Raw genomic sequence first — 13,350 nt, 5'->3', positions numbered from 1 at the left:
GGCTTCCGCGGGCCCGGTGGGCGCGGCGGGCCCGGCAGGCCTCAGTAGGCGGAGCCGGAGGCGCCCAGCGAACCCGTAGGGTGCCAGACCGTCTTCGTCTCCAGGAAGGCCGTCATGCGGTCGGTGCCCGGAGTCGCCGACCAGTCGTCCACAGGCTGTGGACGAAGGACGCGCTTCAGGTTCTCGGCCGCCGCGATCTCCAGCTCCTTCGCCAGCACCTCGTCGGCGCCCGCGAGATCGATCGCGTTGACGTCCTGGTGGGCGGCGAGCGGCGTGGCGATCTCCGCCGTACGGCCGGACAGGACGTTGACGACACCGCCGGGGACGTCGGAGGTGGCGAGCACCTCGGCCAGGGAGAGCGCCGGGAGCGGGGACCGCTCACTGGCGATCAGCACGGCCGTGTTGCCGGTGGCGATCACCGGGGCCAGCACCGACACCAGGCCCAGGAAGGACGACTCCTGCGGCGCGAGGACCGCGACCACGCCGGTCGGCTCGGGGGAGGAGAGGTTGAAGTACGGCCCCGCGACCGGGTTCCCGCCGCCCACCACCTGGGCGATCTTGTCGGTCCAGCCCGCGTACCAGACCCAGCGGTCGATCGTGGCGTCCACGACCGCCGCGGCCCGGGACTTCGACAGGCCCTCGGCGTCGCCGACCTCGCGGACGAACTGCTCCCGGCGGCCCTCCAGCATCTCCGCGACGCGGTAGAGGATCTGGCCCCGGTTGTAGGCGGTCGCGCCCGACCAGCCGCCGAACGCCTTGCGCGCGGCGACCACGGCGTCACGGGCGTCCTTGCGGGAGGAGAGGGGCGCGTTGGCCAGCCACTTGCCCTTGGAGTCCGTCACCTCGTACACCCGGCCGCTCTCGGAACGCGGGAACTTCCCGCCGACGTACAGCTTGTAGGTCTTGAAGACCGACAGGCGCGGTTCGGTCTTTTCGGTCTTCTCAGACATCGAGGTACGCCTCCAGGCCGTGGCGGCCGCCCTCGCGGCCGAAGCCCGACTCCTTGTAACCGCCGAACGGCGAGGTCGGGTCGAACTTGTTGAACGTGTTGGACCAGACGACACCGGCCCGGAGCCTGTTCGCCACCGCGAGGATCCGGGAACCCTTCTCCGTCCAGATGCCCGCCGAGAGCCCGTACGGCGTGTTGTTGGCCTTGGCGACGGCCTCGTCCGGGGTGCGGAAGGTGAGGACCGACAGCACCGGGCCGAAGATCTCGTCGCGGGCGACGGCGTGGGCCTGGGTGACGTTCGTGAAGAGCGTCGGGGCGAACCAGTAGCCGCTCTCCGGCAGTTCGCAGGCGGGGGACCAGCGCTCGGCGCCCTCCGCCTCGCCCCGCTCGACGAGGGTGGTGATCCGCGCGAGCTGCTCCTCGGAGTTGATCGCGCCGATGTCGGTGTTCTTGTCCAGCGGGTCGCCCAGGCGGAGCGTGGACAGGCGGCGCTTCAGGGAGTCCAGCAGCTCGTCCTGGATCGACTCCTGGACCAGGAGACGGGAGCCCGCGCAGCAGACCTGGCCCTGGTTGAAGAAGATGCCGTTCACGATGCCCTCGACGGCCTGGTCGATCGGGGCGTCGTCGAAGACGATGTTGGCGCCCTTGCCGCCCAGTTCGAGGGTGAGCTTCTTGCGGGTGCCCGCGACCGTCTTCGCGATCTCCTTGCCGACGGCCGTGGAGCCGGTGAAGGCGACCTTGTTCACGTCCGGGTGCGCGACGAGCGCGGCGCCCGTGTCGCCGTACCCGGGAAGGATGTTGACGACGCCCTTGGGCAGGCCCGCCTGCCGGCAGATGTCCGCGAAGAAGAGGGCCGACAGGGGGGTCGTCTCGGCGGGCTTGAGCACCACCGTGTTGCCGGTCGCCAGGGCCGGGGCGATCTTCCACGCCAGCATCAGCAGCGGGAAGTTCCACGGGATGACCTGGCCGGCCACGCCCAGCGGCCTGGGGTCCGCGCCGAAGCCGGCGTGGCCGAGCTTGTCCGCCCAGCCCGCGTAGTAGAAGAAGTGCGCGGCGACCAGCGGGAGGTCGGCGTCGCGCGTCTCCTTGATCGGCTTGCCGTTGTCCAGCGTCTCCAGGACGGCCAGCTCGCGGCTGCGCTCCTGGATGATGCGGGCGATGCGGAAGAGGTACTTGGCGCGCTCGGAGCCGGGCAGCGCCGACCACTTCTCGAACGCCTTCCGGGCGGCCTTCACGGCGCGGTCGACGTCCGCCTCGCCCGCCTGGGCGATCTCGGAGAGGACCTCCTCGGTGGACGGCGAGACGGTCTTGAAGACCTTGCCGTCGGCCGCTTCGACGAACTCGCCGTCGACGAAGAGGCCGTAGGAGGGGGCGATGTCGACGACCGAGCGGGACTCGGGTGCCGGTGCGTATTCGAACACGGAAGCCATGGTGATCAGTCCACCGTCACGTAGTCGGGGCCGGAGTAACGGCCGGTGGCCAGCTTCTGCCGCTGCATCAGCAGGTCGTTCAGGAGCGAGGAGGCGCCGAAGCGGAACCAGTGGTTGTCCAGCCAGTCCGCGCCGGCCGTCTCGTTGACCAGCACGAGGAATTTGATCGCGTCCTTGGTGGTACGGATGCCGCCGGCGGGCTTCACGCCCACCTGGACCCCGGTCTGGGCGCGGAAGTCGCGGACGGCCTCCAGCATGAGGAGGGTGTTGGCGGGGGTGGCGTTGACGGCGACCTTGCCGGTGGACGTCTTGATGAAGTCGGCGCCCGCCAGCATGCCGAGCCAGCTCGCCCGCCGGATGTTGTCGTACGTCGACAGCTCGCCCGTCTCGAAGATGACCTTGAGACGGGCCGCCCCGCAGGTCTCCTTCACGGCGACGATCTCGTCGTACACCTTCAGGTAGTTGCCCGCGAGGAACGCCCCGCGGTCGATGACCATGTCGATCTCGTCGGCACCCGCGGCGACCGCGTCGCGCACGTCCGCCAGCTTCACCGGGAGGGCGGCGCGGCCGGCCGGGAAGGCGGTGGCGACGGAGGCGACCTTCACGCCGGAGCCGGCGACGGCCTCCTTGGCGACGGCCACCATGTCGGGATAGACGCAGACCGCGGCCGTGGTGGGCGTGGTGCGGTCGGTCGGGTCGGGGCGGACCGCCTTGGCGCCGAGCGCCCGGACCTTGCCCGGGGTGTCCGCGCCTTCCAGCGTCGTCAGGTCGACCATCGAGATGGCCAGATCGATGGCGTACGCCTTCGCGGTCGTCTTGATGGAACGGGTGCCGAGCGAGGCGGCGCGTGCCTCCAGGCCGACCGCGTCGACGCCGGGCAGCCCGTGGAGGAAGCGGCGCAGCGTGCTGTCGGACGAGGTGACGTCCGAGAGGGTGTGCGCTGCGGAGGGTGCGTTGGTGGGCATGGTCACCAGACGAGCATATCTACGCGCGTAGCGGATGTATACCCCGGCGGCCCTTTCCGGCTCGCCCCCGTGCGCGTCACGCCGGCCGGGGCCGCGGATGAGCGGGCCGGGGGGCGTCGGGCAGAATCGGGGCCATGACGACCCCGGAAGACCAGCCCTCCGCACCGCAGCCCCCGGCCTCCGAGCCCGCCGACCGCGTCCACCGGTCGTCCGCCGGCATCGCCGGCGGCGTGCTGCTGCTGGGCCTCGCCGGCTGGCTCGGCATCGACGCGATCGTCGCGGGCGAGGGGCGTACGCCGTGGCTGGCGCTCGCGGCGCTGATCCTCGTCGTGCCGCTGACCGTCGCCTTCACCCTGCGGCCCGCCGTGTACGTGGGCCAGGACCGGCTGCGGGTGCGCAACCCGTTCCGGGTGATCGTGCTGCCCTGGGGGCAGGTCGCGGCGCTGCGGTCGGGGTACTCCAACGAGGTCGTCGCACGGTCGGGGAAGAAGTACCAGCTGTGGGCCGTCCCGGTGTCGCTGCGGGCCCGCAAGTCGGCGGCCCGGCGGGAGGCCAGGGCGGCGGCGGAACGGAGCACGCCGCGTGAGCCGCGCGACGGCCGGGGAAGCAGGGGAAGCCGGGGTGGCTTCGGCGGTCTCGGCGGCTTCGGCGGCTCGTCCGGGCCGGTCTCCGAGGGCCCTGTGCGGTCCGCGACCGACCGGGCCATGGACGAGATGCGGGCCCTGCGGGAGTCGCGCGAGAAGGAGGAGAGCGCGCAGGGGGACGTGACCGTGCGCTGGGCCTGGGAGATCCTCGGACCGGCGGTCGCGGGGGCGGTCGTGCTGGGAATTCTGCTGGCCGTGGGGTGAGCCGGGCGGGGTGACGGGGGGCCGGCCGTGCGGGGCGTCGCCGCGGGGCGTGGGGCGGTCTTCGGGGCGGTGGGGTGGTGGCCTGCCCCGGCGTGGTGGGCCGGGGCAGGCGGGTGGTGCGGGGAGCGGGGGCCTACGGTCAGATGCCCGCTGCTGCCGACAGGTCCCGCTTGATCGACGCGAGGAGGTCGGTCGCCCGGGCGCGGGCGGCCGGGAGGGCGGTCAGGCCGGTCACCGGGATCACCACCTCCAGGTAGCACTTCAGCTTGGGCTCGGTGCCGCTGGGGCGGACGATGACACGGGCGCCCTCGAGGGTGTACCGCAGTCCGTCGGTCGGCGGCAGCCGGTCCGTGCCCCGGGTGAGGTCCTCGGCGCGGGTGACGGCCAGACCGGCGAGCGAGACCGGAGGCCGTTCCCGCAGCCGGCGCATGGCGTCGGCGATGACGGACAGGTCCTGCACCCGGACCGAGAGCTGGTCGGTGGCGTGCAGTCCGTGTTCCACGGCGAGGTCGTCCAGGAGGTCGAGGAGGGTGCGGCCCTCCTCCTTGAGCTGCGAGGCGAGCTCGGTGATCAGCAGGGCGGCCGTGATGCCGTCCTTGTCGCGCACGCCCTCCGGGTCCACGCAGTAGCCGAGGGCCTCCTCGTAGCCGTAGCGCAGGCCCTCGACGCGGGCGATCCACTTGAAGCCGGTGAGGGTCTCCTCGTAGGGCAGTCCGGCCTTCTCGGCGATCCGGCCGAGCAGCGAGGACGAGACGATCGACTCGGCGAAGGTGCCACGGGCGCCCCTGCGGACCAGGTGGGCGGCGAGCAGCGCGCCGACCTCGTCGCCCCGCAGCATCCGCCAGTCGCCGCCGTCGGGGACGGCCACGGCACAGCGGTCGGCGTCCGGGTCGTTGGCGACGATCAGATCGGGGCCGGTCGCCCGGGCCGCGGCGAAGGCCAGGTCCATGGCGCCCGGCTCCTCCGGGTTGGGGAAGGCGACGGTCGGGAAGTCGGGGTCGGGCTCGGCCTGCTCGGCGACGAGGACCGGCTCCGGGAACCCGGCGCGGGCGAAGGCGGCGAGCAGGACGTCCTTGCCGACGCCGTGCATCGCCGTGTAGACGGTACGGGCGGTCCGGGGCGAGCCCGCGGCGAGGACGGCGTCGGTGCGGGCCAGATAGGCGTCGAGGACGGTGTCGTCGAGGGTCTCCCAGCCGGACTCCGGGCGCGGCACGTCGTCCAGCGAGCGGACGGCGTCGATCTCGGCGGCGATCTCCGCGTCGGCGGGCGGGACGATCTGCGAACCGTCGCCCAGGTACACCTTGTAGCCGTTGTCGCGGGGCGGGTTGTGGCTGGCCGTGACCTCGACCCCGGCGACCGCGCCGAGGTGCCTTATGGCGTACGCCAGGACGGGTGTCGGCAGGGGCCGGGGCAGCACGGCCGCCCGCAGTCCGGCGCCGGTCATCACCGCGGCCGTGTCACGGGCGAAGTCGGCGGACTTGTGACGGGCGTCGTAGCCGACGACCACCAGCCCGCCGGTCCCGCCGTTCTTCTTGAGGTAGCCGGCGAGACCCGCGGCGGCGCGGATGACGACCGAGCGGTTCATCCGCATCGGGCCGGCGCCGAGCTCTCCGCGCAGACCGGCGGTGCCGAACTGGAGGGTGCCGCTGAAACGGGCGGCCAGTTCGGCGACGTCCCCCGCCTCGATGAGCTTGCCCAGCTCGGCGCGGGTCTCGGGGTCGGGATCCTCCGCGAGCCAGGTCTGGGCGCGGGCGAGGAGATCGTCGTGCACGGGGATGAACCTCCGGTTGCTTGTCGGCGCCGGTTGCTCTTCCAGCTCGGGCCGGCGTCACCCGGCCCGTCCGGCGTTTGAGGACGAGGCCCGCTCAGGGCCGAAGGGGGTGTGGGGGCACGGCCCCGGAGACCGGGCTACAGCCGTCCGAGCACCTGGGCCAGCAACGATCCCATGCGCGTCGCCGAGTCACGCCCCGCCTGGAGAACCTCCTCGTGGTTCAGCGGCTCACCCGTCATCCCCGCGGCGAGGTTCGTCACCAGCGAGATGCCCAGCACCTCGGCGCCCGCCTCACGGGCCGCGATGGCCTCGAGCACGGTCGACATGCCGACCAGGTCCGCGCCGATGACCCGGGCCATCCGGATCTCGGCCGGGGTCTCGTAGTGCGGGCCGGGGAACTGGGCGTAGACGCCCTCCTCCAGCGTGGGGTCGATCTCCTTGCACAGGGCGCGCAGCCGCGGCGAGTACAGGTCGGTGAGGTCGACGAAGTTCGCGCCGATGATCGGGGAGGTCGCCGTGAGGTTGATGTGGTCGCTGATCAGGACCGGCTGACCGGGCCGCATGCCCTCGCGCAGACCGCCGCAGCCGTTGGTCAGGACGACGGTCTTGCAGCCCGCCGACACGGCCGTGCGGACACCGTGCGCGACGGCGGCGACCCCGCGGCCCTCGTAGTAGTGGGTGCGGCCCAGGAACACCAGGGCGCGCTTCTCGCCGATGCGGTACGAGCGGATCTTGCCTCCGTGGCCCTCGACCGCCGGCGGCGGGAAGCCGGGCAGCTCGGTGACCGGGAACTCGGCGTCGGGGGCGCCCAGGGCGTCCACCGCGGGTGCCCAGCCGGAGCCCATCACGAGGGCGACGTCGTGGGTCTCGGCGCCGGTCAGTTCGCGCAGGCGCGCGGCGGCGGCGTCGGCGGCGGCGTGGGGGTCGCCCTGGATGTCGTCCGGGAGAAGAGATGCGTTCACGCGGATGAGGGTAGCCGGTTCTTGCCTACGCGCGTAGATGACAGAGCCCACGGGATGGCGATCGTTGTCTTGTCGTTTCCATCCCGCGCGGCACGGTCGGGCGCCGGGCCGGGTGTCCGGCCCGGCCGTGGCCTGTGGGTTCTCCGTGTCCCGGCCGGGTGTGCGGTCCGATGTCCGGCCGTGAACCGGTCATGTGTCCGGTCCCTCGTCCGGTACGAGTACGTCCTCGTCGCTGAAGACCTCGACGACGAAGATCAGCAGCCGTCCGCGGCTGACGATGTACTCCGCGAAGACGTGCCGGGTGAGCCTGACCGTGCGGTCGTCGCCCGAGGCGCTCACCGCCCGGGACGCCGGCAGGTAGGGGTCGCGCGCCAGTACGTCGATGCCCCTGTCGAACCTGGCGCGCTCCCGGGCGTCCAAGCGGTCGCGCTCCGCCGCGGCCTGCTCGGTGTAGTGCACTTCGTAGCCGTGCCGTGCGCCGCTCATGCACACCAGGATCGGTCAGCAGGGTCGCTTCCGCAGCTCCATCACGTAGTCGTGCGGCGCCCCCGCCGACTCCGCCGCGTCGGCGATCTCCCCGAGGTAGCGGGCCGACGGCAGCCCGCCCTCGTACCCGTTGAGCACGTACGCCCACGCCCCGGTCTCGCCGTCCAGGGTGTGCACCCGTACCCGGACCCTGCGGTAGATCCCCAGGCCGACGCCCTCCCAGCGGTCCAGGGACTCCTCGTCCATGGGGGCGATGTCGTACAGGGCGACGAAGACCTGCGCCTCCGGGTCCGCGGTGTCCTCCACGACCGTCGCCAGCGCGCCCTCCCAGCCGAGCTGCTCGCCGCCGAAGGTCAGCCGCCAGCCGTTGAGCCAGCCCGTCGCGCGCAGGGGCGAGTGCGGGGCGCGGCGGGTCATCAGCCGCGCGTCGAGGTTGCCGGCGTACGCGGCGTAGAGCGACATGCGACGAGGGTACGGCAGTCGGAACAGACGCCCTTCCCGTCACCGAAAGCCCCCCGCCGCCCCCCGGGGAGTACCACCGCGGCCGGTGCGGGACAATGGAGTACGTGACTCGGATCGTGATCATCGGTGGCGGACCCGGCGGCTATGAGGCGGCCCTGGTGGCCGCGCAGCTCGGCGCGGAGGTGACCGTCGTCGACTGCGACGGTCTGGGCGGAGCGTCGGTGCTGACCGACTGCGTGCCGTCGAAGACCCTTATCGCTACGGCCGAGGTCATGACGACCTTCGACTCGTCGTACGAGGAACTCGGCATCATCGTCGCCGACGACACCCCACCGCTGGAACAGGCGGCCCGGGTCGTCGGCGTGGACCTCGGCAAGGTCAACCGGCGGGTGAAGCGGCTCGCGCTCGCCCAGTCGCACGACATCACCGCCTCCGTCACCCGGGCCGGCGCCCGGGTGCTGCGCGGCCGCGGCCGGCTGGACGGCATGCAGGCCCTGGACGGCTCCCGCAAGGTCGTCGTCACCGCGGCCGACGGCGCCGAGGAGACCCTCACCGCCGACGCCGTCCTGATAGCGACCGGCGGCCACCCCCGCGAGCTGCCGGACGCCCAGCCCGACGGCGAGCGCATCCTGAACTGGACCCAGGTCTACGACCTCGGCGAGCTGCCCGAGGAGCTCATCGTGGTCGGCTCGGGTGTCACCGGTGCCGAGTTCGCCGGCGCGTACCAGGCCCTCGGGTCGAAGGTGACCCTCGTGTCCTCGCGCGACCGGGTGCTGCCCGGCGAGGACCCGGACGCCGCCGCCGTCCTGGAGGACGTCTTCCGGCGCCGCGGCATGAACGTCATGGCCCGCTCCCGCGCGGAGTCCGCCAAGCGGGTCGGCGACCGCGTCGAGGTCACCCTCTCCGACGGGCGGGTCATCACCGGCTCGCACTGCCTGATGGCCGTCGGCGCCATCCCCAACAGCGCGGGTCTGGGGCTGGAGGAGGCGGGCGTCAAGCTGCGCGACTCCGGGCACATCTGGACCGACAAGGTCTCCCGCACCACCGCGCCGGGCGTGTACGCCGCCGGTGACGTGACCGGGGTGTTCGCGCTCGCGTCCGTCGCCGCCATGCAGGGACGTATCGCCATGTACCACTTCCTCGGCGACGCGGTGGCCCCGCTCAACCTCAAGACGGTCTCCTCGAACGTCTTCACCGACCCCGAGATCGCCACCGTCGGCTACACCCAGGCCGACATCGACGCGGGCAAGATCGAGGCCCGCGCCGTCAAGCTGCCGCTGCTGCGCAACCCGCGCGCCAAGATGCAGGGCATCCGCGACGGCTTCGTCAAGATCTTCTGCCGGCCCGGTACGGGGATCGTCGTCGGCGGTGTGGTCGTCGCGCCGCGCGCCTCGGAACTGATTCACCCCATCTCGATCGCCGTCGACAACAATCTGACGGTCGAACAGATCGCGAACGCGTTCACCGTGTACCCCTCCCTTTCGGGGTCGATCGCCGAGGTGGCCAGGCAGCTGCACACGCGCAAGGTGGCGGGGGAGGCCTGACGGCCGGTTCCGACTTCCCGCCGTACACGGTGAGTTGACGGACGCACAGGAGGGTTTGAGGACGGCAGGGGCGCCGGAACTGCGCCCTATACCACTTCGCGTCCTCCTGTGCGAACAACTTCGACTATTCGGTGTAAAGAGCTGAAAGCAGACGGTCGCCCGCGTTACTGTCAGTTTCGTGTTCGCTGCAGAACGTCGCCAATTGATCCTCGAAATGGTGCGAGCGAACGGGGCCGTGTCGCTCCGTGAGCTCGCCCGCGTCGTCCAGACCTCCGAAGTGACCGTACGGCGGGACGTGCGCGCACTGGAGGCAGAAGGACTCCTCGACCGCCGGCACGGCGGTGCGGTATTGCCGGGCGGGTTCACGCGGGAGTCCGGCTTTCCGCAGAAATCCCATCTCGCGACCGCCGAAAAGACCGCCATCGCGGACCTCGCCGCGGGCTTCGTCGAAGAGGGCGAGGCCATCGTCGTCGGGGCCGGTACGACCACCCAGGAGCTCGCGCGCCGTCTCGCGCGCGTGCCCGGACTGACGGTCGTCACCAACTCCCTCCTGGTGGCCCAGGCGCTGGCCCATGCCAACAGGGTCGAAGTCGTGATGACGGGGGGCACCCTGCGCGGCTCCAACTACGCCCTCGTGGGCAGCGGAGCCGAACAGTCCCTCCAGGGGCTGCGCGTCTCCAGGGCCTTCCTCTCCGGGAGCGGACTGACCGCGGAGCGCGGACTGTCCACGTCCAACATGCTGTCGGCGTCGGTCGACCGGGCCCTCGTCCAGGCGGCCGCCGAGGTCGTCGTGCTCGCGGACCACACCAAGCTCGGCACCGACACCATGTTCCAGACGGTGCCCACGGACCTCATCACCCGCCTGGTGACCGACGAGCCGCCCGCGCACGACGACCGCGCCGCCACCGAGCTGCAGGCTCTCGCGGACCAGGGGGTGCAGATCGCCGTGGCCGGGGCGTCCGGAAGCCCGGGGGGTGACACGGTCCCGGCGCGCGCCCAGCAGCAGCGCCGGGACGTGCCGCTCCCCGCACCGCGCCGGGGCCAGGTCCCGGGCGCCGCGGCGGGCCTGCGCGCGGCCGCGGTCCTCGGCGAACAGCCCCCCGGCGCCGAACGCGCCCGGGTCGCCGACCTCCGCCGCCGCTGAACCCGCCCCACCTGCGACACCACCCACGCACACCGGCACCGGGCATGGCGAGAGTCCCTGCGGACCACCGCTCAGGGGACGAGGGGGTGCCGTGCCGCGTGGCCACCGGAGCCGGGACGTCGAGAGCCCTTGACGTTTTTCAAGGGCGGGGAAGCGGTGGGGCCGCAGGCGCCCGGAAGCGGCCCAGAGGCCCTGACCGTTGCCGCGGCTGCGGTCGCCGTCGGCGCCAGGACGCCGAGAGCCCCTGCCGACTCGCGCGCAAGGGGGCGTGTCCGGCTGGGTGCCGGCGCCCGGAGTCGGGGTGGCGCCGCTGACCGGTTCAGGGGTGCGCGTGCGGCGGGTTGTCGCGCCCGGAGTCGGGGCGGAGTCCCTGAGGGGTGGCGCGGCTGCGGTCGCCGTCGGCATCGGGGAGTGGGGCGGCGCGAGCATCTGCCGGTCGCCCTCAGGGGCGGGCGCGCCGGAGTCGGGGTGGCGGGAGCCCCTGCCGACTCGCGCGCAAGGGGGCGTGTCCGGCTGGGTGCCGGCGCCCGGAGTCGGGGCGGCGCCGCTGACCGGTTCAGGGGTGCGCGTGTGGTGGGTCGTCGGTGCTGGAGTGTCGGGCGGTGGGCCCCTGACGGTTGTCAGGGAAAGGCGAGGCGCCCGGTGGGCCGCTGTCGCGGTTCACCGGGCGCCCTTGACGCTCGCTCTGCGCGGGTGTCAGTCCTTGATCTCGCAGATCGCCGCACCCGAGGTGACGGACGCGCCCACCTCGGCCGCGAGGCCCTTGACGGTGCCGGAGCGGTGCGCGTTCAGCGGCTGCTCCATCTTCATCGCCTCGAGGACGACGATCAGGTCGCCCTCCTTGACCTCCTGGCCCTCCTCGACCGCGACCTTGACGATCGTGCCCTGCATCGGGGAGGCGAGGGTGTCGCCGGAGGCGACGGGGCCGGACTTCTTGGCCGCCCGGCGCTTGGGCTTGGCGCCGGCGGCGAGGCCGGTGCGGGCCAGGGTCATGCCGAGCGAGGCCGGGAGGGAGACCTCCAGGCGCTTGCCGCCGACCTCGACGACGACCGTCTCACGGCCCGTCTCCTCGTCCGCCTCGGTGTCGGCCGGGGAGGTGAAGGGCTTGATGTCGTTGACGAACTCGGTCTCGATCCAGCGGGTGTGGACCGTGAACGGCTGGTCGGAGCCGGTGAGCTCGGGGGCGAACGCCGGGTCCTTGACCACCGCGCGGTGGAACGGGATGGCCGTGGCCATGCCCTCGACCTGGAACTCCTCCAGGGCGCGGGAGGCCCGCTGCAGCGCCTGCTCGCGGGTGGCGCCGGTGACGATCAGCTTGGCCAGCAGGGAGTCCCAGGCCGGACCGATGACCGAGCCGGACTCGACGCCCGCGTCCAGGCGCACGCCCGGGCCCGACGGCGGGGCGAACGCGGTGACCGTGCCGGGGGCCGGGAGGAAGCCCCGCCCCGGGTCCTCGCCGTTGATGCGGAACTCGAAGGAATGACCGCGCAGCGGCGGGTCGTCGTAGCCGAGCGCCTCGCCGTCGGCGATGCGGAACATCTCGCGCACCAGGTCGATGCCGGCGACCTCCTCGGTCACCGGATGCTCGACCTGGAGACGGGTGTTGACCTCCAGGAAGGAGATCGTGCCGTCGTTGCCGACGAGGAACTCCACCGTGCCGGCGCCGACGTAGCCGGCCTCCTTCAGGATCGCCTTGGAGGACGAGTACAGCTCGGCGACCTGCTCGTCGGACAGGAACGGCGCAGGGGCCTCCTCGACGAGCTTCTGGTGACGGCGCTGCAGGGAGCAGTCACGGGTGGAGACCACCACGACGTTGCCGTGCCGGTCGGCCAGGCACTGCGTCTCCACATGGCGGGGCTTGTCGAGGTAGCGCTCGACGAAGCACTCGCCGCGCCCGAAGGCGGCGACCGCCTCACGGACGGCCGACTCGTACAGCTCCGGGACTTCTTCCAGCGTCCGGGCGACCTTCAGGCCGCGGCCGCCGCCACCGAAGGCGGCCTTGATCGCGATCGGCAGCCCGTGCTCCTGCGCGAAGGCGACGACTTCTTCCGCGCCGGACACCGGGTCCGGCGTACCGGCCACGAGGGGCGCGCCGGCCCGCTGCGCGATGTGGCGGGCGGCCACCTTGTCGCCGAGGTCGCGGATGGCCTGCGGCGGCGGGCCGATCCAGATCAGACCCGCGTCCAGGACCGCCTGGGCGAACTCGGCGTTCTCCGAGAGGAAGCCGTAGCCCGGATGGATGGCGTCCGCGCCCGACTCGCGCGCGGCGTTCAGCACCTTGTCGATGTCCAGGTAACTGGTCGCCGGAGTGTCACCGCCCAGGGCGAACGCCTCGTCCGCTGCCCGGACATGCAGAGCATCCCGGTCCGGCTCGGCGTACACGGCCACGCTCGCGATACCGGCATCCCGGCACGCCCGGGCCACGCGGACTGCGATTTCGCCACGGTTGGCGATGAGCACCTTGCGCACGATTGAGGCTCCCTCCTTGAAACAAGCCGAGTTTAGGGACTGCCGACACGACACATCGACCCGTCCCCAGAGGTGAGCTTGCCCACACGGAGCGTGATGCGAGGCTCACTCGACCGTGAAATCCCTTGTAGTACCGCCGTACGCAGCACTCCTCCGGGCAACCCTAGCCCTCCCGTGTGGTCAAGGTCTCTGTGAGAGCGTGCTGCGGCCCACTCCGTTTCTTTGTGGAGTCCCTACGAATGGCCCAACGATTCTTTGCCCTGCGCAGAACCCTTGTCCCCGGGTTTACCCGTTAGTAGCGTTCGCGATGTCTCGAACGT

Annotated in this window: 11 protein-coding genes; 3 read left to right on the top strand and 8 right to left on the bottom strand. The window is 72.2% G+C overall.

Going from position 1 to position 13,350, the window contains the following annotated elements:
* Positions 1 to 41: 41 nt before the first annotated feature.
* From ACFY30_RS02345 to deoC, 3 genes are read right to left on the bottom strand one after another with little or no spacing between them, the layout of a single operon-like run.
* The gene (locus ACFY30_RS02345) at positions 42 to 950 is read right to left on the bottom strand and encodes an aldehyde dehydrogenase family protein (protein ID WP_390843303.1); all 909 of its coding nucleotides are present in this window, start codon (positions 948 to 950) and stop codon (positions 42 to 44) included.
* A complete protein-coding gene (locus tag ACFY30_RS02340; protein WP_390843302.1) occupies positions 943 to 2,379 on the bottom strand; it encodes an aldehyde dehydrogenase family protein in 1,437 nt (478 codons plus the stop codon). Before ACFY30_RS02340 ends, ACFY30_RS02345 begins: the two co-directional genes overlap by 8 nt.
* A gap of 5 nt (positions 2,380 to 2,384) precedes the next feature.
* Positions 2,385 to 3,344: a deoxyribose-phosphate aldolase gene (gene deoC / locus ACFY30_RS02335; RefSeq protein ID WP_390843679.1), complete on the bottom strand. Its 960-nt coding sequence runs from the start codon at positions 3,342 to 3,344 to the stop codon at positions 2,385 to 2,387.
* A gap of 134 nt (positions 3,345 to 3,478) precedes the next feature.
* Here deoC and ACFY30_RS02330 point away from each other — a divergent pair, with 134 nt between their 5' ends.
* Positions 3,479 to 4,192 (top strand): PH domain-containing protein, encoded by a 714-nt coding sequence (locus tag ACFY30_RS02330; RefSeq protein ID WP_390843301.1) that lies wholly within the window; start codon positions 3,479 to 3,481, stop codon positions 4,190 to 4,192.
* A 139-nt stretch (positions 4,193 to 4,331) separates the two neighbouring features.
* Here ACFY30_RS02330 and ACFY30_RS02325 read toward each other — a convergent pair whose 3' ends face one another.
* The 4 genes from ACFY30_RS02325 to ACFY30_RS02310 form a co-directional block, all read right to left on the bottom strand.
* Positions 4,332 to 5,963, bottom strand: a complete 1,632-nt coding sequence (locus ACFY30_RS02325) for a phospho-sugar mutase (protein WP_390843300.1) — start codon at positions 5,961 to 5,963, stop codon at positions 4,332 to 4,334.
* A 137-nt stretch (positions 5,964 to 6,100) separates the two neighbouring features.
* Complete coding sequence (locus ACFY30_RS02320; protein WP_390658348.1) at positions 6,101 to 6,925, bottom strand: purine-nucleoside phosphorylase; 825 nt, start codon at positions 6,923 to 6,925, stop codon at positions 6,101 to 6,103.
* Positions 6,926 to 7,114: 189 nt separating this feature from the next.
* Positions 7,115 to 7,411, bottom strand: coding sequence for a type II toxin-antitoxin system RelE/ParE family toxin (locus ACFY30_RS02315; protein WP_390843299.1), 297 nt, complete (start codon positions 7,409 to 7,411; stop codon positions 7,115 to 7,117).
* 15 nt (positions 7,412 to 7,426) lie between these two features.
* A complete protein-coding gene (locus tag ACFY30_RS02310; protein WP_390658350.1) occupies positions 7,427 to 7,873 on the bottom strand; it encodes a gamma-glutamylcyclotransferase in 447 nt (148 codons plus the stop codon).
* A 95-nt stretch (positions 7,874 to 7,968) separates the two neighbouring features.
* Between ACFY30_RS02310 and ACFY30_RS02305 the strand changes: the two genes are divergently transcribed.
* Positions 7,969 to 9,417 (top strand): NAD(P)H-quinone dehydrogenase, encoded by a 1,449-nt coding sequence (locus ACFY30_RS02305; RefSeq protein ID WP_390843298.1) that lies wholly within the window; start codon positions 7,969 to 7,971, stop codon positions 9,415 to 9,417.
* A gap of 178 nt (positions 9,418 to 9,595) precedes the next feature.
* The gene (locus tag ACFY30_RS02300; RefSeq protein WP_390843297.1) at positions 9,596 to 10,561 is read left to right on the top strand and encodes a DeoR/GlpR family DNA-binding transcription regulator; all 966 of its coding nucleotides are present in this window, start codon (positions 9,596 to 9,598) and stop codon (positions 10,559 to 10,561) included.
* Positions 10,562 to 11,257: 696 nt separating this feature from the next.
* On the opposite strand, the gene ACFY30_RS02295 is transcribed toward ACFY30_RS02300, so the two are convergent.
* On the bottom strand, positions 11,258 to 13,030 hold the full coding sequence (locus ACFY30_RS02295; protein WP_390843296.1) for an acetyl/propionyl/methylcrotonyl-CoA carboxylase subunit alpha: 1,773 nt from the start codon (positions 13,028 to 13,030) through the stop codon (positions 11,258 to 11,260).
* Positions 13,031 to 13,350 lie beyond the last annotated feature (320 nt).

This window comes from Streptomyces sp. NPDC000345 (genome assembly GCF_042898825.1).
In the GTDB taxonomy this organism is placed as follows: domain Bacteria; phylum Actinomycetota; class Actinomycetes; order Streptomycetales; family Streptomycetaceae; genus Streptomyces.
Note: the sequence above shows the minus strand (reverse complement) of the source record. Positions and strands in the feature narration are given on the sequence as shown.